This window comes from Lysobacter enzymogenes (genome assembly GCF_023617245.1).
Taxonomy (GTDB): Bacteria; Pseudomonadota; Gammaproteobacteria; order Xanthomonadales; family Xanthomonadaceae; genus Lysobacter; species Lysobacter yananisis.
The window spans coordinates 5,903,249-5,927,601 of sequence record NZ_CP067396.1 but is presented as its reverse complement, the minus strand read 5'-3'; the positions used below and the strand labels follow the sequence as shown (position 1 = coordinate 5,927,601).

Annotated in this window: 21 protein-coding genes and 1 riboswitch; of the genes, 9 read left to right on the top strand and 12 right to left on the bottom strand. The window is 70.3% G+C overall.

Annotated elements, in window-relative coordinates; all coding sequences use genetic code 11:
- Positions 1–212 precede the first annotated feature (212 nt).
- The 3 genes from JHW41_RS24710 (at position 213) to JHW41_RS24700 (ending at position 3,122) form a co-directional block, all read left to right on the top strand.
- On the top strand, positions 213–1,199 hold the full coding sequence (locus JHW41_RS24710; protein ID WP_250448201.1) for a hypothetical protein: 987 nt from the start codon (positions 213–215) through the stop codon (positions 1,197–1,199).
- Positions 1,196–1,927, top strand: coding sequence for an ABC transporter ATP-binding protein (locus JHW41_RS24705; RefSeq protein ID WP_250448199.1), 732 nt, complete (start codon positions 1,196–1,198; stop codon positions 1,925–1,927). The genes JHW41_RS24710 and JHW41_RS24705 overlap by 4 nt, the downstream gene beginning before the upstream one ends.
- A 326-nt stretch (positions 1,928–2,253) precedes the next feature.
- A riboswitch (glycine riboswitch) is annotated at positions 2,254–2,358 on the top strand.
- A 158-nt stretch (positions 2,359–2,516) separates the two neighbouring features.
- A complete protein-coding gene (locus tag JHW41_RS24700) occupies positions 2,517–3,122 on the top strand; it encodes a trimeric intracellular cation channel family protein (protein ID WP_250448197.1) in 606 nt (201 codons plus the stop codon).
- Position 3,123: 1 nt separating this feature from the next.
- Here JHW41_RS24700 and JHW41_RS24695 read toward each other — a convergent pair whose 3' ends face one another.
- From JHW41_RS24695 to JHW41_RS24685, 3 genes are all read right to left on the bottom strand, one after another.
- The gene (locus tag JHW41_RS24695; protein WP_250448195.1) at positions 3,124–3,702 is read right to left on the bottom strand and encodes a uracil-DNA glycosylase family protein; all 579 of its coding nucleotides are present in this window, start codon (positions 3,700–3,702) and stop codon (positions 3,124–3,126) included.
- Positions 3,703–3,871: 169 nt separating this feature from the next.
- Positions 3,872–5,530 carry an MFS transporter gene (locus JHW41_RS24690; RefSeq protein ID WP_057945834.1) on the bottom strand — a complete coding sequence of 553 codons (1,659 nt, stop codon included), beginning with the start codon at positions 5,528–5,530 and terminating at the stop codon, positions 3,872–3,874.
- Positions 5,531–5,761: 231 nt separating this feature from the next.
- Positions 5,762–7,093, bottom strand: a complete 1,332-nt coding sequence (locus tag JHW41_RS24685; protein ID WP_250451268.1) for a DcaP family trimeric outer membrane transporter — start codon at positions 7,091–7,093, stop codon at positions 5,762–5,764.
- A gap of 382 nt (positions 7,094–7,475) precedes the next feature.
- Here JHW41_RS24685 and acs point away from each other — a divergent pair, with 382 nt between their 5' ends.
- The gene (gene acs, locus JHW41_RS24680) at positions 7,476–9,428 is read left to right on the top strand and encodes an acetate--CoA ligase (protein WP_250448192.1); all 1,953 of its coding nucleotides are present in this window, start codon (positions 7,476–7,478) and stop codon (positions 9,426–9,428) included.
- 358 nt (positions 9,429–9,786) lie between these two features.
- Positions 9,787–10,455: a response regulator transcription factor gene (locus JHW41_RS24675; RefSeq protein WP_057945836.1), complete on the top strand. Its 669-nt coding sequence runs from the start codon at positions 9,787–9,789 to the stop codon at positions 10,453–10,455.
- 137 nt (positions 10,456–10,592) lie between these two features.
- Here the strand turns inward: JHW41_RS24675 and JHW41_RS24670 are convergent, their stop codons facing one another.
- A complete protein-coding gene (locus tag JHW41_RS24670) occupies positions 10,593–10,940 on the bottom strand; it encodes a hypothetical protein (protein WP_250448190.1) in 348 nt (115 codons plus the stop codon).
- 9 nt (positions 10,941–10,949) lie between these two features.
- Positions 10,950–11,441 carry a hypothetical protein gene (locus tag JHW41_RS24665; protein WP_250448188.1) on the bottom strand — a complete coding sequence of 164 codons (492 nt, stop codon included), beginning with the start codon at positions 11,439–11,441 and terminating at the stop codon, positions 10,950–10,952.
- 350 nt (positions 11,442–11,791) lie between these two features.
- Between JHW41_RS24665 and JHW41_RS24660 the strand changes: the two genes are divergently transcribed.
- Positions 11,792–12,502 carry a 3-keto-disaccharide hydrolase gene (locus JHW41_RS24660; protein ID WP_250448186.1) on the top strand — a complete coding sequence of 237 codons (711 nt, stop codon included), beginning with the start codon at positions 11,792–11,794 and terminating at the stop codon, positions 12,500–12,502.
- Between the two features lie 45 nt (positions 12,503–12,547).
- On the opposite strand, the gene JHW41_RS24655 is transcribed toward JHW41_RS24660, so the two are convergent.
- Entirely contained in the window at positions 12,548–16,021 is a 3,474-nt protein-coding gene (locus JHW41_RS24655) for a PAS domain-containing hybrid sensor histidine kinase/response regulator (RefSeq protein WP_057945840.1), read from the bottom strand.
- 830 nt (positions 16,022–16,851) lie between these two features.
- Here JHW41_RS24655 and JHW41_RS24650 point away from each other — a divergent pair.
- Together JHW41_RS24650 and JHW41_RS24645 are read left to right on the top strand one after the other, a co-directional pair.
- The gene (locus JHW41_RS24650; protein ID WP_250448184.1) at positions 16,852–18,078 is read left to right on the top strand and encodes a trypsin-like serine peptidase; all 1,227 of its coding nucleotides are present in this window, start codon (positions 16,852–16,854) and stop codon (positions 18,076–18,078) included.
- 296 nt (positions 18,079–18,374) lie between these two features.
- The gene (locus JHW41_RS24645) at positions 18,375–19,613 is read left to right on the top strand and encodes a trypsin-like serine peptidase (RefSeq protein WP_250448182.1); all 1,239 of its coding nucleotides are present in this window, start codon (positions 18,375–18,377) and stop codon (positions 19,611–19,613) included.
- A 706-nt stretch (positions 19,614–20,319) separates the two neighbouring features.
- On the opposite strand, the gene rpmG is transcribed toward JHW41_RS24645, so the two are convergent.
- The gene (gene rpmG / locus JHW41_RS24640) at positions 20,320–20,484 is read right to left on the bottom strand and encodes a 50S ribosomal protein L33 (RefSeq protein WP_057945843.1); all 165 of its coding nucleotides are present in this window, start codon (positions 20,482–20,484) and stop codon (positions 20,320–20,322) included.
- A gap of 12 nt (positions 20,485–20,496) precedes the next feature.
- Entirely contained in the window at positions 20,497–20,733 is a 237-nt protein-coding gene (gene rpmB, locus JHW41_RS24635) for a 50S ribosomal protein L28 (protein ID WP_057945844.1), read from the bottom strand.
- Between the two features lie 287 nt (positions 20,734–21,020).
- On the opposite strand from rpmB, the gene JHW41_RS24630 reads away from it, so the two are divergent.
- Positions 21,021–21,419 carry a GFA family protein gene (locus JHW41_RS24630; RefSeq protein WP_057945845.1) on the top strand — a complete coding sequence of 133 codons (399 nt, stop codon included), beginning with the start codon at positions 21,021–21,023 and terminating at the stop codon, positions 21,417–21,419.
- 13 nt (positions 21,420–21,432) lie between these two features.
- Here JHW41_RS24630 and JHW41_RS24625 read toward each other — a convergent pair whose 3' ends face one another.
- From JHW41_RS24625 to JHW41_RS24610, 4 genes are all read right to left on the bottom strand, one after another.
- Entirely contained in the window at positions 21,433–21,768 is a 336-nt protein-coding gene (locus JHW41_RS24625) for a lipid-A-disaccharide synthase N-terminal domain-containing protein (protein ID WP_057945846.1), read from the bottom strand.
- A gap of 12 nt (positions 21,769–21,780) precedes the next feature.
- Positions 21,781–22,506, bottom strand: coding sequence for a glycosyltransferase family 2 protein (locus JHW41_RS24620; RefSeq protein ID WP_250448180.1), 726 nt, complete (start codon positions 22,504–22,506; stop codon positions 21,781–21,783).
- 234 nt (positions 22,507–22,740) lie between these two features.
- The gene (locus JHW41_RS24615) at positions 22,741–23,706 is read right to left on the bottom strand and encodes an NAD-dependent epimerase/dehydratase family protein (RefSeq protein ID WP_057945848.1); all 966 of its coding nucleotides are present in this window, start codon (positions 23,704–23,706) and stop codon (positions 22,741–22,743) included.
- Positions 23,707–23,811: 105 nt separating this feature from the next.
- A complete protein-coding gene (locus tag JHW41_RS24610; RefSeq protein WP_057945849.1) occupies positions 23,812–24,243 on the bottom strand; it encodes a hypothetical protein in 432 nt (143 codons plus the stop codon).
- Between the last annotated feature and the right edge of the window lie 110 nt (positions 24,244–24,353).

The following is a 24,353-nucleotide window of genomic DNA, read 5'->3' as shown; positions in this document are numbered from 1 at the left end:
CCCACGACAAGCCCCCGCAGCGAAGGTCCTCCCACAGCGAAGGTCCTCCCATAGCGAAGGTCCTGCTAGAACAACGTCCTCCCAGAACAAGACCTTCCTGGAACAAGGTCGTCCCGCAGCGGCCGAGGCCCCGGGGCTGTTGTGGGAGGGCCTTTCAGGCCCGACGCTTTCGGCTCAGCTCGCCGCGCACCCATCCGCGCTACCCTCGCCCCATGCCGCCCCTGTTCCATCCCTGGCTGCGCGAAGCCCGCCTCGCCGCCCTGCGCGGCGGCGGCTGGCGGCGCTGGCGCGGCGGTCTGGCGATGCTGGCGGCGATCGCCGCGGCCGGCCCGCTGTTGCGCGCGTTCGGCGGCGAAGCCGCCGCCCTGCCGGCCGCCGTGCCGAGACTGATCGCGCAGCTGCCGCTGCCGTTCGCCCTGCTCGCGCTTGCCTGGGCCTACGCCAGCGCCCGCGCGCGCCTGGGCGCGCTCGACGACCGCCTGCGCCACGGCTGGTGGGCGGCCGCGCCGATCGCGCCGGCGCGCATCGCCCGCACCCTGGTCCTGCTCGCCGCGCTCGGCGTCGCGGCGGCGCTGTCGGCGACCGCCGCGTTGCTGCTCGCGCTCGACGGCGACGGCGCGCGCCTGCGCACCGCGTTCGCGGTGCTCGCCGCCGGCCTCGTGCCCGGCGTCGCGTTCGGGCTGGCGGCGGCGCTGCGCCAGCGCCGCCGGCCGGCGCAGCGGGTGCGCGAAGGCGCGCGCGAGCCGCTGTTCGGCCTGCGCTGGCTCGACGACGCGCGCCTGCCGCACCTGAGCGACTGGCAGCGGCGCGAGGCGCTGCTGCGTTGGCGCCGCGGCGGCCACGCCTGGATGATCGGCGCAGTGCTGATGGCGCTGCCGGGCTCGACCGCGCTGGCCAGCGGCGCCGGCGTGTTGCTGATCGCCACCGCGCTGGCCTGGTTCAGCCTGCTCGCGCAGGCCTGCGCCGCGGCGAGCGTCGCCGCCGCGCGCGCGCTGGCGGCCTTGCCGGTGCCGCGCCGCGGTTTCGCCCGCGCGGCCTGGCGCTATCCGGCCTTCGCGTTCGCCTGCGCCTGCGCGCTGGCGGCGCTGGGCGCGGGCCTGCTCGGTCTGGGCTGGCGCGCCGCGCCGGCGTGGCTGGTCGCCGTCGCGCTGCTGTGTCTGCCGGCATTGGCGGCCCTGCGCGCGGGGGCGCGCCGATGAGTCCAGTCCTGGAACTGCAAGGCCTGCACCACCGCTACGACCAGCACGCGGTGCTGCACGGCATCGACCTGGCCCTGGCGCCGGGCGATTTCGCCGCGCTGATCGGCCCCAACGGTTCGGGCAAGACCACCTTGCTGCACTGCCTGGCCGGCCTGTTGCGGGCGAGCGCGGGACGGGTGCTGATCGGCGGCCACGACCTCGACCGCGACCCGCTCGCGGCCAAGCGCGCGCTCGGCTTCGCGGTCGATCCGGCGCGGCTGCCGCCGCTGCTGAGCGGCCGCGAATGCCTGCGCCTGTTCGCCGGCGCGCGCGGCCTGGACGCGATACCCGAACCGACCCTGGCGCTGTGCGCGACGCTGTCGCTGCAGCCGATGCTCGACCGCCGCATCGGCCAGTACTCGCTGGGCACGCGGCAGAAACTGGCGATCGCGCTGGGCCTGCTCGGCGAACCGCCGCTGCTGGTGCTGGACGAACCGCTCAACGGCCTGGACCCGCTCAGCGCCTACGCGCTCAAGCGCCACCTGCAGGAGCTGGCGCGCGAACGCGGGGTGGCGGTGTTGCTGGCCACGCATTCGCTGGACGTGGCCGAGCGCTTCATCACCCGCGCCGCGCTGCTGGTCGAAGGACGCTTGCGGCGGCAGTGGGGCGCGGGCGAACTCGATGCGATCCGCGCCGACCCAGCGCGCTCGCTGGAGCAATCGATGGTGCAGGCGCTGGCGGGCGATTGAGATGCCAGGCGACGTGAGCTCCTTGTAGGAGCGGCGCAAGCCGCGACCGCGACACTGCGCTTGCGGCGCCACCGGCCATTGCCTGCGGAACCTACGACCGTGACTTCCGGTTTGCGTCGTATGCGCAGTGTCGCGGTCGCGGCTCGCGCCGCTCCTACAGGGGTTTCCCGCCGTTCGCGGCGGCGCTTGCGGTTCGTTTCGCCGCATTCGCCTGATACCATGCCGGCGTTCGCAGAAGAGAGGCGCCGGCTCCGGCCGCCGCCCGCCGAAGGCGCAGGCTCCCATAATCGCTCAGGCCCGGTCCGCCGACCGGAACACTGCAACGACATCGCCGATCTGGAGAGAGGCCGCTTCGACGGCCCACCGAAGGGGCAAGCGGCCCGGCCATGCCGGCGCCGCGCAAACTCTCAGGTAAAAGGACAGCGGGAGCGGCGCCGCGGCCGAGGCTGCGGAAACCGATGCGCATCGCTGCGCGCGCTCCGGCGCGCGCGGTCCCGCCGTCCGCCTGCGTCCGCTCCGCGGCGCGGCGTCCGCGCGCATCCGTCTCCGTCGCCGCCGCGGTTTCCCGATCCTCGCCGGAGACCCGCCCGTGTTGCTGCAGATCATCTACCTCATCGCCATCAGCGCCGAAGCCATGACCGGCGCGCTCGCCGCCGGCCGCCGGCGCATGGACTTGTTCGGCGTGGTCATCATCGCCTGCGTCACCGCGCTCGGCGGCGGCTCGCTGCGCGACATCGTGCTCGGCCACTATCCGCTGGGCTGGGTGCGCCATCCCGAGTACCTGGGCTACACCGTCGGCGCCGCGTTCGCGGCGACGTTCCTGGCGAAGAAATTGCACTATTTACGCCGTACCTTCCTGTGGCTGGACGCGCTGGGCCTGATCGCGTTCACCCTGATCGGCTGCGCGGTCGCGCGCGAAGCCGGCCACCAGCCGGCGATCGTGGTCGTCGCCGGCATGCTCACCGGCGCGTTCGGCGGCGTGTTGCGCGACGTGCTGTGCAACGAGATTCCGCTGGTGTTCCAGCGCGAACTGTACGCGGTGATCTCGCTGCTGACCGGCATGGCGTATCTGGGGTTGCTGCGCCTGGGCGTGGCCGAGAACGTCGCGGTGCTGGCCTGCCTCGGCGGCGGCTTCGCGGTGCGCCTGCTGGCGATCCGCTACGAATGGGAAATGCCGAAGTTCGTCTACCAGTGACTCATTCGGCCAGCGCCTGAGCGACGCGTTCGCGCAGCGCCGGCACCAGTTCGCGCTCGAACAACGGGTTGCGCTTGAGCCACAGGTTGTTGCGCGGGCTCGGGTGCGGCAGCGCGAGCAGGCGCGGCCAACGCTCGCGCCAGGCCATGACCGCTTCGGTCAACGAAGCGGCATCCGGCAGGTGCCAGGCTTGCGCGTACTGGCCGATGGCCAGGGTCAGCCGCAGCTCGCGCAGATGCGGCGACAGCTTCGCCTGCCACGCCGGCGCGCATTCGGGCCGCGGCGGCAGGTCGCCGGACTTGCCCTTGCCGGGATAGCAGAACCCCATCGGCACGATCGCCACGCGCGCGGCGTCGTAGAAGGTGGCGCGATCCAGCCCCAGCCAATCGCGCAAGCGCTCGCCGCTGGCGTCGTCGAACGGAATCCCGGATTCGTGCACCTTGCGTCCCGGCGCTTGCCCCGCGATCAACAGCCGCGAGGTGGCGCTGGCCTGCAGCACCGGCCGCACGCCGTGCGGCAGATGCGCGGCGCACAGGGTGCAGGCGCGGATGTCGCGCAGCAGGGTGGGGAGGGGCTGCATCGGCTTATGGTAGTTCGGGTTCGCGATTCGTTTCTTCGCGCTCTTCATCCCCGCCTTCGCGGGGGTGACGGTAGGTGGGGCGCGGTGGCTCGTAGCCGGTCCCGATTCCCGATTCCCCAAAAAACTGCGCCGGCCCGAAGGCCGGCGCAGTGATGCGAAGCGAAAACCGTCACTCGGTGATATCGCGATCCTTCGTCTCCGGCAGGAACAGCGCGCCGATCACCACCGTGAACGCCGCCACCACCACCGGATACCACAGGCCGCTGTAGATGTTGCCGGTGGCCGCGACGATCGCGAACGCGGTGAACGGCAGGAAGCCGCCGAACCAGCCGTTGCCGATGTGGTACGGCAGCGACATCGAGGTGTAGCGGATGCGGGTCGGGAACAGTTCCACCAACCATGCCGCGATCGGGCCGTAGACCATCGTCACCAACAGCACCAGGAAGGTCAGCAGCGCGATCACCATCGGCTTGTTCATCTGCGCCGGGTCGGCCTTGGCCGGGTAGCTGGCGGCGGCCAGCGCGTCGGTCAACTGCTTGCCGAAGGCTTCGGACTGGCTCTTGAACGCGGCGCTGTCGAGCGCTTCGCCCTCGAAGCTGGTCAGGACGGTGCCGCCGATGCTGACCGTGGCGACGCTGCCGGCCGCGCCGGGCGCGTTCTGGTACGGAATGCCCTTCTTCGCCAGCGCCGACTTGATCACGTCGCAGGACTGCTTGAACGTGGCCTTGCCGACCGGGTCGAACTGGAACGCGCAGCGCGCCGGATCGGCGGTGACGGTGACCGGCGAGGCGGCGACCGCGGCTTCCAGCGCCGGATTGACGTTGTGGGTGAGCGCCTTGAACACCGGGAAATAGGTCACCACCGCGATCAGGCAGCCGCCGAGCACGATCACCTTGCGTCCGATCTTGTCCGACAGCCAGCCGAAGAAGATGAAGCCGCCGGTCGCCAGCGCCAGCGCGATGGCGATGAAGATGTCGGCCTGGTTGGGGTCCATGCCGAGCGTCTTGGTCAGGAAGAACAGCGAGTAGAACTGGCCGCCGTACCACACCACCGCCTGGCCGGCGGTCGCGCCGAGCAGGGCCAGCAACGCGATCTTGCCGTTCTTGGAGAAGAAGCTCTCGGTGATCGGCGCCTTGGAGGTCTTGCCTTCGGCCTTCATCTGCTGGAACAGCGGCGACTCGGCCAGCTGCATGCGGATCCACACCGACACGCCGAGCAGGATCACCGAGACCCAGAACGGAATGCGCCAGCCCCAGGCTTCGAACGCGTCCTTGCCCAGGTAATTGCGGCAGCCCCAGATCACCAGCAGCGACAGGAACAGGCCGATGGTCGCGGTGGTCTGGATGAAGCTGGTGTACAGGCCGCGCTTGCCGTTGGGCGCGTGCTCGGCCACGTAGGTCGCCGCGCCGCCGTACTCGCCGCCCAGGGCCAGGCCCTGCAGCAGGCGCAGCACGATCAGGATGATCGGCGCGAGGATGCCCAGCGTCGCGTAACTGGGCAGGATGCCGACCAGGAACGTCGACAGGCCCATCAGCACGATGGTGACCAGGAAGGTGTACTTGCGCCCGATCATGTCGCCGAGGCGGCCGAACACCAGCGCGCCGAACGGCCGCACCGCGAAGCCGGCGGCGAACGCGAGCAGGGCGAAGATGAACTGGCTGGTCTCGTTGAGGCCGCCGAAGAACTGCTTGCCGATGATCACGGCGAGCGAGCCGTACAGATAGAAGTCGTACCACTCGAACACGGTGCCGAGGCTGGAGGCGAAGATCACCTTGCGGTGGTCCTTGGTGAGCGGCGCCGAATGCGCGCCGGCGGTGGTGCTGGACATGGGCTGTTCCCCCGAACAGTGGATGGAAGCGGGTTGTGGCCCGCCGGGGCGTTTTGTTTTCGTCTTGCCGCGCGGCGTCGTACCGACCGCGTCGAATCCTTCATCCCGTCATCCTCGCGAACGCGGGGATCCAGGGCATTTCGTGCGAGAACGCTGGAGGTTCCTGGACTCCCGCCTGCGCGGGGACGACGATTCCGGGGCGACGCGGTCGCCGCCCCGGCATGGCTTCGATCAGAAGCTGTACTTCACATGCGTCTGCAAGCGATTGAGCTCGCCCTTCTCGCCGGTCTCGATCTCGCGCTGGCCCCAGATGTACTCCGCGCCGATGTCGAGCTTCGGGATCGGGGTGTAGATCAGGTTGACGTGCGCGGACTGCGCCGACTTGGTGATGCCCAATCCGGTCAGCGCGGTCTGGTTGTCGTACTGCGCCCGCGAATAGAACAGGTTGCCGCGCAGCTTCGGGCTGAACACGTGGCGCCAGCCGACGAAGCCGGCGACCAGGTCGATGTTCTCCAGGTCGCCGGTGGCGTCGAGCACCGCGTCGTTGTTGAGCGCCAGGCCGACGTAGCGGCCGATGCCGCTGCCGGCGGTGACCATGTAGCGCAAGTCGTCGCTGGCGCCGACGTTCCACTTGCCCGACACGCTCAGGCCGTAGCCGGTGGTGCTGTCGTTGATCCGGCCGGACTGGTACTTGAGCTGCCGCGCCAGCGCGCCGACGCTGAAGTGGCCCCAGTCGCCCTTGGCGGTGTAGCGCGCGGTCACGTCGGGCACCGCGCCGTCGTCGCCGGCGACCTGGGCCATGTTGCCGCGGAACGGCGTGTACACCGTCTCCGGATTCTCGACCGAGAACGACCACGGCCCGCTGGTGTAACGCAACTGCGCCTGGCGCACGAACACCGTGCCCTCGGTCGGGCCGAGGAAGTCGACCGTGTCCGGCAGCGCGTTGGCGTCCTGGAAGTTCGACCAGGTCTGGCCGGCCAGCCACTTGTTCCAGGTCACGTAAGCGTGGCGCAGGGTCAGCGCGTAGGTGTTGGTGGCGACCTCGTTGCCGGTGAACGCGGTCGAGCCGCCGCCGAACAGATCGAATTCCAGGTAACCCTTGAGCTTGTCGCCGCTGTCCAGGTCGGTGTCGGCGGCGAACCAGAAGCGCGAGAAGTTCGCGCCCATGTCGGTGTCGCTGCCGCCCTCGCGGGTGGCCTTGGCGCCGACCGGGATCGCCTTGGGCACGTAGAACAGGCGGCCGACCGAACCGTCGGCGATGTCGCCGGCGTCGGTCGAGGTCACCGACGCGTCGAGCTTGATGAAGCCGCCGTAGCTGAAACGCGTGCCCGGATTGGCCGAGGGACTGATGGTGGTGGCCTGGATCGGATTCTTGACCGCCGGCGCCGGCGCCGGCGTCGCCGCGATCGCGGGCGCCGCGGCCTGTGCGGCCCTGACCTCGGTGACCTGGGTCTGCACTTGCTGCTGCGAGACCAGTTGCTGGACCATGCGCTCCAGTTCGGCCACGCGCGCTTCGAGTTGCTGTTCCTTGGCGGTCTGGGCCAGGACGTGGCCCGGCAGCATCAGCGCCAGCAGCACGCAGGACGCCAGCAGCGAGCGGCCGCGCCCGGCGTGATTTGCAGCGCGCGCCCCCGCGCCGCATGTGAGCAGGCTAGACAACATCGTGATTCCCTCCCGAGGAATGCCGTCCGGAACGAACGGCCGCGGCCAGCCTGCGCGCCGCGGCGGCGGCGCCACCATTCGCCATTGGTCGAAAAAAGACGCCTGTCTGCGCGGCTTACGACCATCGTCTAAGAGCGCGGCGCTGCGTGGGATGTTGCGCTGCGGCACACTGAGGGCAGGTCGGGCGAGGCCGGACGCGGCGTCCGTCCGCTATCCTCTTCGGTCCCGCGTTCCACCCCTCGCGTCGTCCCCACGCAGCCACGGCATCTCGCACGGAGCCCCCATGAGCAACCCCGCCAGCGTCCATCCCGTCGATCCGGCCTTCGCCGCGAACTCGCGCTACACGCGCGAGGAGTACGAGCGCCAGTACGCCGAGTCGGTGCGCGACCCGGACGCGTTCTGGGGCCGCGTCGCCGAGCGCCTGGACTGGTTCAAGCCGCCGACCAAGATCAAGAACGTCAGCTACGACCTCGGCGATTTCCGCATCAAGTGGTACGAGGACGGCGAACTCAACGTCAGCGTCAACTGCCTCGACCGCCACCTCGCCGCGCGCGGCGACAAGACCGCGCTGTTGTTCGAGCGCGACGATCCGAACCAGCCGGCCGAGCGCATCACCTATCGCGACCTGCACGCGCGCGTGTGCCGCCTGGCCAATGCGCTGCGCAACCTCGGCGTCGGCAAGGGCGACCGCGTCACCATCTACCTGCCGATGATTCCCGAGGCGGTGGTGGCGATGCTGGCCTGCGCGCGCATCGGCGCGATCCACACCGTGGTGTTCGGCGGCTTCGCCCCGAACTCCATCGCCGACCGCATCGCCGACAGCGCCAGCAAGTTGGTGATCACCTCCGACGAAGGCCTGCGCGGCGGCAAGAAGATCGCGCTCAAGGCCAACGTCGACGCCGCGCTGAAGCTGCCGGGCACCAACTCGGTCGAAACCGTGATCGTGGTGCGCCACACCGGCGCCGCGGTCGACATGCAGATGCCGCGCGACCGCTGGTACGACGCGGTGGTCGAAGGCCAGCCGGACGAGTGCGAGCCCGAGCGCATGAACGCCGAAGACCCGTTGTTCATCCTCTACACCTCCGGCAGCACCGGCAAGCCCAAGGGCGTGCTGCACACCAGCGCCGGCTATCTGGTCTATGCCGCCTTCACTCACGAAGCGGTGTTCGACCTGCGCGAGGACGACGTCTACTGGTGCACCGCCGACGTCGGCTGGGTCACCGGCCACAGCTACATCGTCTACGGCCCGCTCGCCAACGGCGCCACCGCGCTGGTGTTCGAGGGCGTGCCGAACTATCCCGACGTGTCGCGCTTCTGGAACGTCATCGACAAACACCAGGTCACGATCTTCTACACCGCGCCGACCGCGATCCGCGCGCTGATGCGCGACGGCGAGGAGCCGGTCAAGAAGACTTCGCGGCAATCGCTGCGCCTGCTCGGCACGGTCGGCGAGCCGATCAATCCCGAAGCCTGGCGCTGGTACTACGATGTGGTCGGCGATGGCCGTTGTCCGATCGTCGACACGTGGTGGCAGACCGAGACCGGCGGCATCCTGATCACCCCGCTGGCCGGCGCCATCGACCTCAAGCCCGGTTCGGCGAGCAAGCCGTTCTTCGGCGTGCAGCCGGCGCTGGTCGACGCCAACGGCCAGGTGCTGGACGGCGAGGCCGAGGGCAACCTGGTGCTGACCGCGTCGTGGCCGGGGCAGATGCGCACGGTCTACGGCGACCACCAGCGCTTCATCGAGACCTACTTCAAGACCTATCCGGGCAACTACTTCACCGGCGACGGCTGCCGCCGCGACGCCGACGGCTATTACTGGATCACCGGCCGCGTCGACGACGTCATCAACGTCAGCGGCCATCGCATCGGCACCGCCGAGGTCGAGAGCGCGCTGGTGCTGCACCCGAAGGTGGCCGAAGCGGCCGTGGTCGGCTTCCCGCACGAGCTCAAGGGCCAGGGCATCTACGCCTACGTGACCCTGATCGCCGGCGAGGCGCCGAGCGAGGAACTGCGCAAGGAACTGGTCGCGTGGGTGCGCAAGGAGATCGGCCCGATCGCCACGCCCGACCACCTGCAATGGGCGCCGGGCCTGCCGAAGACCCGCTCGGGCAAGATCATGCGCCGGATCCTGCGCAAGATCGCCGAGAATGCGCCGGATCAGCTGGGCGACACCTCGACCCTGGCCGATCCGTCGGTGGTGGAAAGCCTGGTCAACGAGCGGCTCGGCAAGTAAGCCGGCCGCGCGCGCGGTCGGGGCGATCCCCGCCGCGCGTGCGCGTCGCGGCCGCGGAGGCGTCGCGACCTCGGGTTTGCGCTGCGAATCCGAAGTTCGCGGTCGCGGCTTGCGCCGCTCCTACAGGCAGCCCAGGTAGGAGCGGCGCGAGCCGCGAGCGCGCCGCCACGCCAACGGCGCCATCTGAACGCCGCCGCTGAACCCCACGCACCCACCCGCGTTCTGCGACGCGGTTCCGTCCCGCGTGCGCCCGGCGCCGCCCACCTTCACCCATCGTCCAATAGCCGGCGGCGCCCCGCCTGGACGTAAGATCGTCCCATCCCGTCGTCCGCAGCGGACCCACCCACGAGGCCGCCCCATGCCCACCTTGCTGATCGCCGACGACCATCCGCTGTTCCGCGAAGCCCTGCGCGGCGCGGTCGCGCGGGTGCTGCCGGATGCGGCCCTGCGCGAGGCCGACAGCGTCGACGCGCTGTACGCCCTGGTCGAGGCCGAATCCGACGCCGACCTGCTCCTGCTCGACCTGAACATGCCCGGCGCGCAGGGCTTCAGCGCGCTTGTGCACCTGCGCGCGCTGCACCCGCAGTTGCCGATCGTGGTGGTGTCCGCGCGCGAGGAGCCGTCGACGATGCGGCGCGCGCTCGACCACGGCGCGGTCGGCTTCATTCCCAAGTCCGCCGACGCGGCCACGCTCGGCGAAGCCATCACCACCGTGCTCGACGGCGACCGCTGGGCGCCGCCGGCCGCGGTCGCCGCGCCGGCCGCCAACGCCGACGAACACGAAGCCGCGCAGCGCCTGCGCGAACTCACCCCGCAACAGTTCCGGGTGCTGCAGATGCTCGGCGCGGGTTTGCTCAACAAGCAGATCGGCTACGAACTGGGCGTCTCGGAAGCCACGGTCAAGGCCCACGTGACCGCGATCCTGCGCAAGCTCGGCGCCAACAACCGCACCCAGGCGGTGCTGATCGCCGGACGCCTGGCGCTGGACCCCGGCGCGATCGTGCCGCCGCCGGAAGAGGCGGAGTAAAACCGGCGATCCCGGCTGTTGTGGGAGTGCTGTTGTGGGAGGGCCTTCAGGCCCGATGCCTTCCGCTCGGATCGCCGCGACCTGAAACAAGAGCATGGGGCCTGAAGGCCCTCCCACAACGGCCGCCGCGGAGCGGCTCAATCCGAACGATCGCGACCCAGCCCCAGCTCGCGCATCGCCGCCGCATACGCGCGATCGATCTGCATCAACCGCCACTGCGCCTGCCGCCGCGCCCGCGCGCCCAGGTGGGCGACGCGCTCGGGCACATGCGCTTCGCGCGTGGCCCGGTGCGCGGCCTCGATGCCGGCGCGGTCGGCGTCGGCAGTCACGCCCAGCACTTCGTGCCAAGGCGGATCGGCCTCGAACGGCGACTCGCCGGGTGCGGCCGGTTCGCTGCCGCGGCGGCGTCGCAGCCAGACAGCGGCGGCGACACCGCAGGCCAATGCGCCGCCGATGATGGCGATCCACAGCTCGATGGATTGCATCGCGATCGCTCAGTCCTCGCCTTCGCGCGGGAGAACGCCCGACAGGTCTTCGTCCATGCGCAGGAACCCGCGCAGCCCGGGCGCGACCTGCGCGCCGTGGGCGAGCAGTTTCTCGCGCATCAGCAGATACAGGCGGTTCTTGTCCGCGCCTCGCCAGTAGGAATACGACAACACGCTTTCGCGCAGCTCGGGCGTGCGCAGCGACAGGGAGCGGGCATCGCCCGCGGCGGCGACGATGTCGCGCCAGGCGATGCGCACGCGCTTGTGCAAGCGGATCACGGTGAGGCCGTCCTCGTCGCCCTCCAGGGTGACGGCGGTCAACATCAGCGCCGCCCCGGAGCCGCCGAACAACATGGTCGTCACGGCCACGCCGATCCACACGCGCTGGTAAGCGGCGATCGCGGCCAGCACGACGGCGCCTGCGCAGGCGAAGGCGCCGAAGCCGAACAGCCAGGGCGTGCCGACGGTGCAGCGGCGAGGTTTGGATGGGGTGGGCGGCATGACCGGCCGATCCTTGGCAGCGCGTAAGCGGGAGCGTCATCCTAGCCCACCGGCTCGCCTCGCCGCAGGCCCCGTCCGGGGCGGGCAGCGAGGGAGTGGACGCCGGCGCTTGAGGTCCTTGCGGTCGATTCGTCGCGATCCGTCGCAACGCGAAGTGGCCAGGCATCCGGAGCTTATGGTGTCGGCGACGCGGGCCGATCTCAAGCCGAAACGCGCACGAAAAACCGCCTCGTTCAGCGGAAAAAGTTAACGATTCAGGCTCGCGGACGGGAACCGGCGCTTGAGCGGCTCGCGCGGCGAAGCGAGGATGCGCAGGCGTCTTCCTCGTTCATCTTTTTGCGAGCGCTTGCATGGCCATCATTCGCGTTCCCAGCCCGATCTGCGCCGCGCTCGTCGCGTGCGTCCTCGCCAGCGGCCCGGCACCTGCGGCCGGGCGCGCCGCCGCCGCGCCGCGCGCGGGGTTCGTCGCCTTGTTCGATGGCCGCAGCACCCAGGGCTGGCACCTGTACGGCCGGCGCGGCGAGCCGGTCGCCGGCTGGAGCGTGCGCGACGGCGCGCTGGTGCGCAGCGGCGCCGGCGGCGACCTGGTCGGCGACGCGCAGTTCGGCGATTTCGAACTGCGCCTGGAATGGAAGATCGCGCCCGGCGGCAACAGCGGCGTGTTCTACCGCGTGCGCGAGAACGACGAACCGGTCTACCACGGCGCGCTCGAATACCAGGTGCTCGACGACCGCCGCCATCCCGACGCGCGCAACGGCGCCGACCGCCTCGCCGGCGCGCTGTACGGCCTGTATCCGCCGGCGCGCGCGGCGGCCAGGCCGGCCGGGCAATGGAACGCCGCGCGCATCGTCGCGCGCGGCGACCGCGTCGAGCATTGGTTGAACGGCGTGCGCGTGGCCGCGTTCGAGATCGGCTCGCGGGACTGGAACGCGCGGCTCGCGCGCAGCAAGTTCAAGGACTGGCCCGGTTTCGCCGGCGCCCGTCGCGGCGCGATCGCGTTGCAGGACCACGGCGACGAAGTGGCCTATCGCCGCATCGAGATCCGCGCGCTGGATCGCTGAGGCCGAACGTCGAATCGGCCGCGTCGCGCCGGCCGGATCGCGGCCTCACGCCGCCGGCCGCTGCGCCGCCAGGAACGCGCGCAGCGACGCCGGCTTGATCGGCTTGGTCAGCACCCGGCAGCCGCGTTCGCGCGCGGCGTGCTTGAGCGCGTCGCTGCCGTCGCCGGTCAGCAGCGCCGCCGGCAGTTCGCGGCCGAGGCGCGCGCGCAGGGCGTCGATGGCGGCGAGGCCGTCGAGGCGGTCGTGCAGGTGGTAGTCCACCAGCGCCACGTCGGGCGCTTCGTCGAGCAGCGCCAGCGCGTCGTCGACCGTGGCCGCGAGCAGCGCGGCGGCGCCCCAGCGGTCGAGCAGGGCGCGCATGCCGTCGAGGATCTCGCGGTCGTTGTCGATGCACAGCACGCGCAGGCCGGCCAGCGAATCGGCCAATCCGGCGTGCGCGGCGTCGGCCGCGACCGGTTCGCGCGGCGGCTGCCCGCACGGCACGCCGATCGAGAACACGCTGCCGCGGCCGATCTGCGAGCGCACCCGCAGCGGGTGGTCGAGGGTGCGGGCGATGCGCTGGCAGATCGACAGGCCCAGGCCGAGGCCGCGCTCGCCGCCGCTGCCGGGTTGGTCGAAGCGGCGGAACTCGTCGAAGATCTGGTCCAGGTGGTGTTCGGGAATGCCGGGGCCGGTGTCCCAGACCTGCAGCTCGATCCGGTTCACGTGCGGCCGCGCGCGCGCCGCCAGCAGCACGCCGCCCTCGCGGGTGTAGCGCAGCGCGTTGGCGAGGAAGTTCTGCAGCGCGCGGCGCAGCAGGCGGCGGTCGCTGCGCACCGGCATCGCCCCCAGCGGCGCGCGCACCCGCAGTTCCAGGCCGCGGCCGCCGGCGCTGGGCGCGTATTGCGCGGCCAGTTCGCGCAGCAGTTCGCCGGCGTCGAAGTCGCTCGGCTCCGGACGCAGCGCGCCGGCGTCCAGGCGCGAGATATCGAGCAGGCCGTCGAGCAGGTCCTCGGCCGCGCGCAGCGAGGCGTCCACGCGCTCGGCCAGGCGCCGCTGCTCGTCGAAGCTGTCGCTCTCGCGCAGCGCGGTGGTGAACAGGCGCGCGGCGTTGAGCGGCTGCAGCACGTCGTGGCTGACCGCGGCCAGGAAGCGGGTCTTGGACTGCTGCGCCGATTCGGCCTCCTGGGTGCGCTGCTCCACGCGCTGCTCCAGGTTCTCGTTGGCCTCGCGCAGCGCCTGTTCGACGCGCTTGTAGTCGGTGACGTCGCTGTAGCTGGTGACGTAGCCGCCGCCGACCAGCGGCCGGCCGACCATCTCGATCACCTGCCCGTTCGGGCGCACGCGTTCGAACACGTGCGGCGCGCCGGCGCGCAGGTGGGCCAGGCGCCGGCGCACCAGTTCGTCGATGCTGGCCTCGTCGAGCCGGCCCGGGCCCATCTCGCCGCGTTCGGCGTTCCAGCGCAGCAGGTCGGCGACCGGCCGGCCGACGTAGAGCATGCCGTCTGGGTAATCGAACAGTTCCTGATAGCGCCGGTTCCACGCCACCAGCCGCATCTGCGGATCGACCACGCTGACGCCCTGGCTGATGTTCTCCATCGTGGTCGACAGCACCTGCCGGTTGAAGCGCAGCTCCTGGTTGGCCTCGTCGAGCAGCGCGACCACTTCGCCCAGCTCCATGCCCGAGCCGCGCAGCGCGCTGGTCAGGGTCAGGCGCGCGGAGGCCGCGCCGATCGCCGCGGCCAGCAGGCGCTCGGTGAACTGGGCCAGGGCGCGGTCGGCCGGTTGCTCGGGCTGCCATTCGCGGCCCAACTGGCGCGCGTAGTCCTCGAACGCGCGGCGCGCGTGGCGCTCGCCGACGATGCGTTCGGCCAGCGCCAGCAGTTCGCCGCCGCGCACGCTGCCGGCCCAGCCGCCGGGGCCGAGCGCGGGGCGGCGCACGTACGGGTCGAGGAACGGCGCGGCCAGCAGTTGTTCCTGCAGGCGCGGACGCTGGCGCGCGGACACGAACAGGAAGGTGCCGACATTGAACAGCAGCGACCAGAACGTGCCGTGGGTCAGCGGGTCCCAGCCGAGCAGCCCGAACAACTGCTCCGGACGCAGCCAGTCGATCGCGAGCGGGCCGGTGTCGAGCCAGCGCTCATCGATCCAGCCGATCCGGCTCAGCGCCGGCAGCAGCAGGGTGTAGGCCCACACCACGGTGCCTGCGAGCAGGCCGGACAGCGCGCCGGAGCGGCTGGCGCCGCGCCAGTACAGGCCGCCGATCAGCGCCGGGGCGAACTGCGCGACCGCGGCGAACGCGAGCAGGCCGTGCTGGGCGAGCCCGTTCGCGCCGAGCGAGGCGCGGTGGTAGCCGTAGGCCATCAGCGCCAGCAGCACGATGGTGACCCGGCGCACCCACAGCACCTGGCGGTCGATGCCCGGGCTTTGGTGCGGCGCTTCGTGCAGCAGGCCGCTGCGCAGCAGCAGCGGCATCACCAGGTCGTTGCTGACCATGGTCGACAGCGCCACCGACGACACGATCACCATGCCGGTGGCGGCGGAGAAGCCGCCGATGTAGACCATCAGCGCCAGCGCCTGTTGGTCCAGCTGCAGCGGCAGCGCCAGCACGTAGGTGTCCGGCGAGACGCCGGTGCCGCCGAGCACGGCCTGCCCGGCCAGGGTGATCGGCACCACCAGCAGGCTGATCAGCGCCAGATAGCCGCCGAACAGCCAGCGCGCGGGGCGCAGGTCGTTGGGGTCCTGGCACTCGACCACGGCGACGTGGAACTGGCGCGGCAGGCAGACGATGGCGGCGAACGCGAGCAGGGTCTGGGTGATGAAGCCGTCGGGCAGGCCCGGCTGCATGACCACGCGCGCGGCCTGCTGCATGCGCGCGCCGTAGTCGCCCAGGCCCGGCAGATGGACCAGGGCGAACACGCCGATGGCGACGAAGGCGATCAGCTTGACCAGCGATTCCAGCGCCACCGCCAGGACCATGCCGTGGTGGTGCTCGGTGGCGTCGACCCGGCGGGTGCCGAACAGGATCGCGAACACCGCCAGCATCATCGCCACGTAGAACGCCGGATCGGCGAGCAGGCCGGCGTCGGCGGGCACCCCGGCCAGCACCTGCACGCTCATCGCCACCGCCTTGAACTGCAGCGCGACGTACGGCACGGCCGCGGTCAGCGCGACCGCCGCGACCAGCGCGGCCAGGCCCGGTGCGCGGCCGTAGCGCGAGGACAGGAAGTCGGCGATGGAGACGATGCGGTGTTCGCCGGAGATCAGCACCAGGCGTTCGAGGATGCGCCAGCCGAAGGCCAGCATCAGCAGCGGGCCGAGGTAGATCGGCAGGAAGCCCAGGCCGGTGCGCGCGGCGGTGCCGACCGCGCCGTAGAAGGTCCACGACGAGCAGTACACCGCCAGCGCCAGCGAATACACGGCCGTGCGCAGCCAGCGCGCGCGCGGCGAACGCTCGCGCTGGTCGCCGTAATAGGCGACCGCGAACAGCAGGCCGACGTAGCCGGCCGAAACCAGCAGCAGGATCCAGCCGGGGATCAAGGGCGCGGGTGCCGGGGTGGTGAGGTCGGTCGAGTGTACGGCTTCGGTGACGAGGGCGGGCCGGGGGAGGGGATGCGACTTTGGCCGCAGCGCTGTCGGTGCGGTGCGGTGGTTGGGCGCATCGAAACGTCGGGCGAACCGGGGGTTGGCGAACCGGGCGGAAAGCGTCGGGTCTGAAGGCCCTCCCACGATCGCCGGCGCTCCTGCGAGAACGTCATTCCACAACCGCTGGCGCTCCTGCCAGGACGTCATCCCCGCGAAGGCGGGGATCCAGGGCTTCATCGCGACATGGCGCTGAAGTCTCTGGATCCCCGCTTTCGCGGGGATGACGGCAAAGGCGCCGTCGCGCTGTCGCGCAAACGATTTCCAATAACCCGAATCCCGAATCCCGAATCCCGACTCCCGACTCCCGACTCCCGACTCCCGACTCCGACTCCGACTCCGACTCCGACTCCGAACCCCCATTCCCACCCACTCAAGCATTGCTGTCCTGCCGCAACGCGCACCCCTTCACCCGCAACGCCCTGAACGCCCTCCACCCGCGCCACAGTCGCGCTGAGCGGCCTATCAAGGTTCCGCCACGCACCGCCGTCGGCGCGCCGCGGACTCCACTGCGATCACGGTTTGCCCCGACGGCATTTGCCAAGGTCGCCCGCGCACGGCAGGGCCTCTTGCCGTGCGCCACCTCAACAACCGCCCCGGCGCCAGCACTCGCCACGCCGTCCGCCGCGCTTGTCGCGCGGCGCGGCGGCGCGCGCCTGTCCGCTTCATCGCCTCGTGTCGTGTTCGCGCCGCCACATCCCAGGAGGGACCAGCGAATGAACCACGCAATGCCCAAACTGCTCGCGCCCGCGCTGCTTGCCAGCGCACTGTGCCTGTCGCTGTCGGCCGCCGCGCAGACCGCGCCCGGCGCGTCGGCGCCGATCAAGATCGCCGACGTGCGCGCCGCCGACCTGCAACTGGGCGCGCAGCCCGGCCGGGTCGGCCGCGCCGGCGTCGACGCGGGCGCCAAGGCGGTGGAAATCCGCACGCCCGACGCGTCCTTCATCAAGGTGCACTTCGAACACTTCTCGCTGCCGGCGGGCGTGACCCTGGAAGTCGCCAGCCCCGACGGCCGCGAGGTCTACCGCTACAGCGCCGATCACCGCGACGGCCACACCGTCGCGGCCGATCTCGGCGAAGACGGCAAGACCCGCTTCTCGGCGATGTCGATCTCCGGACCGGTCGCGGTGCTGCGCCTGGTCGGCAGCGCGCGCGAGCCGTGGCGCAAGGATCACGGGGTCAAGGTCTCGCGCTATCTGGAAGGCTATCCGGAGGACATGCTGCCGGAGCTGCAGAACGAAGGGCTGCTGAGCACGAACGTCGGCGCCAAGTCGATCTGCGGCACCGACAACAAGCAGGCCGCGGCCTGCTACTCGACCAGCGACACCCAGGCCTTCAACGCCTCCAAGCCGGTGGCGCGCGCGGTCATGAGCGGCGGCAGCCTGTGCACCGCGTGGCGGGTGAGCTCGCAGAACCGCATGTTCACCAACAACCACTGCATCAGCACCGCCGCCGGCGTGGCCGGCGCCGAGTTCTGGTTCAATTACCAGCGCAGCAGCTGCACCGGCGCGCAGGCGACGGTGACCAAGGTGACCGGCGCGCAGTTGCTCAAGACCGACGTCACCCTGGACTACACTCTGTTCACGGTGAACAACTTCGCCAATATCGCCAGCTTCGGTTCGCTGGGCCTGGATCCGCGCGCGGCGGTCGCCAACGAAGGCATCTTCATCGCCGGCCATCCGGGCGGGCGGATGAAGGAGCTCAGCGTCGCCGACACCCAGAACAGCACCGGCAAGTGCCGCGTCGACGCGCCCAGCGTCACCGGCAACGCCGCCAACAGCGACGTGGGCTATTACTGCGACACCGAAGGCGGCAGCTCGGGCTCGCCGGTGATCGCGCGTTCCAGCGGCAAGGTGCTGGCGCTGCACCACTTCGGCGGCTGCTTCAATTCCGGCGCGAAGATCTCGCTGATCTGGCCGCAGGTGTCGACGCATTTCGGCGGCGTGATTCCCTGAGGCCGGCGCGCGACGCGCTCGCGCGCGTACGAACGGTCGGAAAAACCCGCGCGATCGCGCGGGTTTTTCTTTGCCGCATCATCGCTTCGCGTTAACACCGCGCGCACAGCGCCGGCTTGCGCTGGATTCAAGTTCGCGACATCCGCCGGGCGAATCCGATGCCGGTCACGCTTCGATGCGGTTCGCGCCGCGCGCGCGGCGTCCGTGCGCGCTCGCGGCTGTGCAAGCTCGTTCGCGGCGCCTGCAGACCGGTCGCGGATTTGCGGAGAGCGCCGAATCGCAACACGGAGACGACGATGAAACTTTCGAATGCCGCACCGCGCGCGCTGGCCGTCGCGCTGTTGGGCTGGATGCTGGCGACGCCGGCGCTGGCCGCCGATACGACGCCGGGGCCGTCGCTGGCGGGCCAGTCGCGCGCGATCGATCTGCGCCTGGGCGCGCAATCGGGCCTGTCCAAATCCGCGTGGTCGGCGCCGGTGAAGATCCACGCCGCCGACGCGGCCTACATCAAGGTGCATTTCGCCCAGTTCGACCTGCCCGCGGGCGTGGTGCTGGAAGTGTCCGATCCCAAGCGCAGCGAGGTCCATCGCTACCGCAAGGGCGATCTGGGCCGCTACACGGTCGACGCCGCGCTCGGCGAAGACGGCAAGACCCGCTTCGGCGCGATGTCGGTGGCCGGCGACACCGCGGTGCTGCGTCTGACCGGCACGCCGACCGAACCGTGGGCGCCGCACCACGGCGTGCGCGTGGCGCGCTACGACGAAGGCTTTCCGCAGGCGATGATGGGCGAGCTCAGCGACGCCGGGCTGCTCAACGGCGGCGGCTCGGCCAAGTCGATCTGCGGCACCAAGGACAGCCGTCCGGTCGCCTGCTACGCCAGCACCGACGCCACCGCGGTGGCGCGCTCCAAGCCGGTCGCGCTGATCCTGCTCAACGGCACCAAGTGGTGCACCGCGTGGCGGGTCGGGCCGGACAACCGCATCTTCACCAACAACCACTGCCTGGACAGCGCCGCCGACGTGGCCGGCTCGGAGTTCTGGTTCAACTACCAGGCCACGACCTGCGCCGGCACCACCAGCGGCGCGCTGACGAAAGTCGCCGGCGACCGGATGCTCAAGACCAACCAGACCCTGGACTACACCCTGCTGACGGTGAAGAACTTCGCCAGCATTTCCAGCTTCGGCTACCTGAGCCTGGACGTGCGCAAGCCGGTGGTCGGCGAGGAGATCTACATCAGCGGCCATCCCGACACGCGCATGAAGGAACTGTCGGTGGTCAGCGACCGCGACGGCGGCGGCCGTTGCAAGGTCATCGACGCCGATGCCGACGGCTACGGCACCGATACCGACGCGGGCTATTACTGCGACACCGAAGGCGGCAACTCCGGCTCGCCGGTGCTGGCGCGTTCTTCGCACAAGGTGGTGGCGCTGCACCACTTCGGCGGCAACTGCAACGCGGCCGCGCCCAATCGCGGAGTGAAGATGCAGTTGATCTGGCCGCAGGTGTCGAGCTACTTCGGCGGCGTGGTGCCGTGACGGAGTGAGTCGGAATCGGTGGGAGGGGCTTCGGCTCCGATGCGTTGCGGTCGGCTCGCGTCGTTGCGAAAGCCGGGCGGGCGCGGACGATAGCGTTGAGGCCGACGTCCCTCCCACGTTCGTTGCGGCGGCCGCTTGCGTCGTGGGTGCGGGGTGTCGCGGTCGCGGCTTGCGCCGTTCCTACAGCCGCAACCGGTTCTCCGCGAAGGCGGGTAAGCGCCCTGTAGGAGCGGCGCAAGCCGCGACCGCGAAGCGGCAGATCGCGCCGCAAGCACGACGTCCTGGCGATGGGCTCCCGCCATCGAGCAAAAGAAAACCCGCCGTGCAGGCAGGTTCGTCGCAGGCTCCGATCGCCGCGAAGCGCGATGGGCATCCTGCAGGAGCGGCGCAAGCCGCGACCGCGGGGTGGCGGATCGCATCGCAAGCACGATGCCCCGCCAACGGGCTCACGTCTTCGCGCCCAAAAGAAAACCCGCCGGGTAGGGCGGGTCCTCTCTGAAGGCTCTGGATCCCCGCGTTCGCGGGGATGACGCAATGGCAAAGGCGTTCGCGCTGCGCGCGAACGGGCGCATTGGGATGGGCGGCCTTTCGCTCAAAAGAAAACCCGCCGGGTAGGCGGGTTGTCTCTGAAGGCTCTGGATCCCCGCGTTCGCGGGGATGACGCAATGGCAAAGGCGTTCGCGCTGCGCGCGAACGCGCCATTGCGTCACTTGATCTTGCCTTCCTTGTAGATCACGTGCTTGCGGACGACGGGATCGTACTTCTTGATCTCCATCTTGCCCGGGGTGTTCTTCTTGTTCTTGTCGGTCGTGTAGAAGTGACCGGTGTTCGCCGTCGAGATCAGGCGGATCTTGTCGCGCTTGGAAGCCATGGTCGATCCTCCTTAGATCTTTTCGCCGCGGGCGCGCAGCTCGGCGAGGACGGCGTCGATGCCGTTCTTGTCGATGGTGCGCAGGGCGTGGGCGGAAACGCGCAGCTTCACCCAACGGTTCTCACTGGCGACCCAGAAACGGCGCTCGTGCAGGTTGGGGAGGAAACGGCGGCGGGTCTTGTTCATGGCATGCGAGACGTTGTTGCCGGTCGTCGTTCGCTTGCCCGTTACTTGGCATACGCGGGACATTGCGCACCTCTAAAGGTTGGTTGCTTCCCTTAGCCAGGGAGGCGGCGGCCCCGATGCCGGCATCCGCATTCGAATGCATGCACCGCGCGATACGGGTGGAAACCTCGTCTGCACCTTGGCGGCCGGAATCGCGCTTCCGGGACCGCCCGGGCCTCCACAAGGGATGCGCCGGACACAGCGAGCCGCGCATTATGCCGGCGAATTTTCGCCGGAACAAGCACTTGGCGCCCGCGCGCCGGTGTGAGGCCATGGCCGGGGGCGCCCGGCCCCGTGTGAGGAGGACGCCGATGAGCCGTCGCACAGCTTCGTGCGCCTGCGGCCAGCTCAGCCTGGACTGCGAGGGCGAGCCGCTGCGGATCTCGATCTGCCATTGCCTGGCCTGCCAGCGCCGCACCGGCAGCGCGTTCGGCTACCAGGTGCGCTACCCGGAGGCGGCGGTCGCGATCCGCGGCCGGTTCAGCGGCTACGCCCAGGCCGGCGACAGCGGCAACGTGGCCCGGTTCGGTTTTTGCCCGCAGTGCGGCTCGACCGTGTTCTGGCGGCCCGATGCGCTGCCCGGGATCGTCCTGGTCGCGGCCGGCGCGTTCGCCGATCCGGCGTTTCCGCCGCCGCCGACGGTGTCGGTCTACGGCGACCGGCGCCACGCCTGGGTGGCGCTGCCGCCCGGCTGCGAGGCGCTGGACTGACGAACGCCCCGGGTCAGTGGCCGGCGCGGTCGCGTTTCCAGCCGCGGTGCTTGATGTCCAGGTACAGGCTGTAGGCGGCGGTGAACGCCGGGAACAGGTTCTGGATCACGCCGACCGAGTCCTGCTTCTGCGAGAACAGGAAGTAGCTCAGGGTCATCGCGCTGCCGACCAGGCTCATGTACCAGAACGCCCGCGGGATCACCGGCTTGCCCATGCGCTTGCTGGCGACGAACTGGACCAGCCAGCGGCCGCCGAACATCACCGCGCCGACCAGGCCGATGAGCTTCCACGGCGACATGTGCAGGCCGGTCCAGTTCAGCCATTCGATCGGCGAATTCATGAAATCCATGGCGGGGTCCGGTCAGCGTTCGACGATCTGGGTCAGCTTGCCGCGGCGGATCAGCCAGGCCACCCCGCGCAGGTCGCTGATGCCGACCAGGGCGCGGTTGAGATTGTTGTACTTGGACACGCCGGCGCCGCGCGCGCGGTGGTTCACCGGCACGCTCACGGTCTGGTAGCCGGCGCGTTGCATCAGCGCCGGCAGGTAGCGGTGCATGTGGTCGAAGTACGGCAGTTCCAGGAACGCGGCGCGCTCGAACAGTTTGATGCCGCAGCCGGTGTCGGGGGTGTCGTCGCGCAGCATGCGGCTGCGGATCGCGTTGGCCCACTTCGAGGCCCAGCGTTTGCTGCCCGAGTCCTGGCGGTTGACCCGCCAGCCGGCGAACAGCTTGAACTGCTGCGCGGATTCGGCGCGCTTGGCCAGCAGCTTGGGGATGTCGGCCGGGTCGTTCTGGCCGTCGCCGTCGAGGGTGGCGATCCAGGCCCCACGCGCGGCCTTGACCCCGCTGCGCACCGCGGTGCTCTGCCCGCTCTGGGTCACGTGGTGCAGCACGCGCAGCTCGGGCACGCCGGCCTTGAGCGCTTCCAGCGCCGCCAGGGTGCCGTCGCGGGAGTGGTCGTCCACGTAGACGATCTCGAAATCGGTCACGCCGCGCAGCGCGGCGGTGATTTCCTGGACCAGGGGCGCGACGTTGTCCTGTTCGTTGAACACCGGGACGACGACCGACAGTTGTGGGGTTTGGGTCATGGATGACGCTCGAGGAAATTCCGGGGACGTCCGGCGGGCACCGGGGGCCATGTCGGCGACGTGCACAGAGCGCGTAGCAGACTGCATAAACGTTAAGTATTTATTGTCCGCGCCCACGCCGCCGGCGCAAACCGCGAAGCTTACGCCTGGGGTTGTTCAGAATCGGTCGGAATCCGCAATCGGCGGCGAAAGGTCGGTCAAACCTTGCGCAACGTCGCTGAACGCAGGCCAATATCAGGCATTGTCGCCGAAATAGTCGCGGCACCACGCGACCACGCCGGGCAGGCCGGTCTCGATCGAGGTCGCCGGCTCGAAGCCGAAGGCGGCCTGGGCGCGGGCGGTGTCGGCCATGGTTTCGACCATGTCGCCGGGCTGCATCGGCTTGTAGATTTTCTGTGCCGGCCGGCCCGCGGCGTCCTCGATGACCTGGATGAAGCGCTCCAGCTCGACCGGGGTGTGGTTGCCGAGGTTGAACACCCGGTGCGGCGGAGCGTCCTGCGGCGGGTGGTCCAGCGCGCCGATCACGCCGGCGACGATGTCGTCGATGTAGGTGAAGTCGCGGCGCATCTTGCCGTGGTTGAACACCTCGATCGGGCGTCCGGCCAGGACCGCGCGCGAGAACAGCAGCGGCGCCATGTCCGGCCGGCCCCACGGGCCGTACACGGTGAAGAAGCGCAGGCCGGTGGCGCGCAGGCCGTAGAGCTGGGCGTAGGTGTAGGCCATCAGCTCGTTGGCGGCCTTGGTCGCCGCGTACAGCGAGCGCGGCTTGTCGATGCGCTGGTCCTCGGAGAACGGCGGCGTCGCCGAATCGCCGTACACCGACGAGGACGAGGCATAAGCCAGGTGCTGCACGCCGCGGTGGCGGCACAGTTCCAGCAGGTTGACGAAGCCGACCAGGTTGCTGTCGACGTAGGCGTGCGGATTGCTCAGCGAGTAGCGCACGCCGGCCTGCGCGGCCAGGTGCACCACGCGCTCGATGCCGGCTTCGTCGAACAGCGCGGCCAGGCCGTCGCGGTCGGTCAGGTCGAGCGCGCGGATGTCCACGTCCGGGCACAGCGCGGCGACCCGGTCGCGCTTGATCTGCGGGTCGTAATAGTCGTTGTAGTTGTCCAGGCCGACCACGGCGCGGCCCTGGGCGCGCAGCGCGCGGCAGACGTTGGCGCCGATGAAGCCGGCGGCGCCGGTGACGAGGATGGTCATGCGAGGGGAGGCCGGCGGTCGGGGCGGGCGGCCATTATCGGCCCTGCCCGCGACGCGCGCATTGCACGCGCGTCGCGGTGGCGATGCCGGCCGCGGCGGGAGCGCTCAGTTCAGCGCGACCTGCCTGGCGATCGTGAAGGCCTGGTTGAGCTGCTCGGCGCTGCTCGCGTCGATCCAGGCGTAGACCTTGAGCTTGCTCTTGGGCTTGGCGCCGGGGACCACGATCATCGCCTCGCGCGAGTACGGACGCGCGTTGCCGGGGGTGGCCTTGGTGTACCACTGCACCTGCTGGGCGCCGACCGTGCCCTTCTCCGCCTTGGCCTTCTTGTCCGGCTTGAAGGTGCGATGGCCCAGGTAGATGCCGAAGCCGGTGCTGGCGCCGAGGGTGCCGGGCAGCTCGGCATAGCACAGGGTGTAGTTGTCGCCCTGGCGCTGGTTCCACTTCAGCTCCGGGTTCTTGAACTCGGGGCAGGTACCGGTCTGCGCCCAGGCCAGGACCGGGGCCAGCATCAGCGCTGCGGCGGCCATCCATTTCATCGTTGCGTCTCCTTGCTCGGTGGATTGTTGATGCGTGTTCGTGCCGTACCGACGACGCCCAGCGCCCGGCCGGACGGAATCCGGCAAGGCAGGCGGCGGGGGACGGAGAC

Coding starts and splice junctions, on each gene's coding strand:
- JHW41_RS24710 (WP_250448201.1), top strand. CDS start 213: ATGCCGCCCCTGTTCCATCCCTGGCTGCGCGAAGCCCGCCTCGCCGCC.
- JHW41_RS24705 (WP_250448199.1), top strand. CDS start 1,196: ATGAGTCCAGTCCTGGAACTGCAAGGCCTGCACCACCGCTACGACCAG.
- JHW41_RS24695 (WP_250448195.1), bottom strand. CDS start 3,702: ATGCAGCCCCTCCCCACCCTGCTGCGCGACATCCGCGCCTGCACCCTG.
- JHW41_RS24690 (WP_057945834.1), bottom strand. CDS start 5,530: ATGTCCAGCACCACCGCCGGCGCGCATTCGGCGCCGCTCACCAAGGAC.
- JHW41_RS24685 (WP_250451268.1), bottom strand. CDS start 7,093: ATGCTGCCGGGCCACGTCCTGGCCCAGACCGCCAAGGAACAGCAACTC.
- acs (WP_250448192.1), top strand. CDS start 7,476: ATGAGCAACCCCGCCAGCGTCCATCCCGTCGATCCGGCCTTCGCCGCG.
- JHW41_RS24675 (WP_057945836.1), top strand. CDS start 9,787: ATGCCCACCTTGCTGATCGCCGACGACCATCCGCTGTTCCGCGAAGCC.
- JHW41_RS24670 (WP_250448190.1), bottom strand. CDS start 10,940: ATGCAATCCATCGAGCTGTGGATCGCCATCATCGGCGGCGCATTGGCC.
- JHW41_RS24665 (WP_250448188.1), bottom strand. CDS start 11,441: ATGCCGCCCACCCCATCCAAACCTCGCCGCTGCACCGTCGGCACGCCC.
- JHW41_RS24660 (WP_250448186.1), top strand. CDS start 11,792: ATGGCCATCATTCGCGTTCCCAGCCCGATCTGCGCCGCGCTCGTCGCG.
- JHW41_RS24650 (WP_250448184.1), top strand. CDS start 16,852: ATGCCCAAACTGCTCGCGCCCGCGCTGCTTGCCAGCGCACTGTGCCTG.
- JHW41_RS24645 (WP_250448182.1), top strand. CDS start 18,375: ATGAAACTTTCGAATGCCGCACCGCGCGCGCTGGCCGTCGCGCTGTTG.
- rpmG (WP_057945843.1), bottom strand. CDS start 20,484: ATGGCTTCCAAGCGCGACAAGATCCGCCTGATCTCGACGGCGAACACC.
- rpmB (WP_057945844.1), bottom strand. CDS start 20,733: ATGTCCCGCGTATGCCAAGTAACGGGCAAGCGAACGACGACCGGCAAC.
- JHW41_RS24630 (WP_057945845.1), top strand. CDS start 21,021: ATGAGCCGTCGCACAGCTTCGTGCGCCTGCGGCCAGCTCAGCCTGGAC.
- JHW41_RS24625 (WP_057945846.1), bottom strand. CDS start 21,768: ATGGATTTCATGAATTCGCCGATCGAATGGCTGAACTGGACCGGCCTG.
- JHW41_RS24620 (WP_250448180.1), bottom strand. CDS start 22,506: ATGACCCAAACCCCACAACTGTCGGTCGTCGTCCCGGTGTTCAACGAA.
- JHW41_RS24615 (WP_057945848.1), bottom strand. CDS start 23,706: ATGACCATCCTCGTCACCGGCGCCGCCGGCTTCATCGGCGCCAACGTC.
- JHW41_RS24610 (WP_057945849.1), bottom strand. CDS start 24,243: ATGAAATGGATGGCCGCCGCAGCGCTGATGCTGGCCCCGGTCCTGGCC.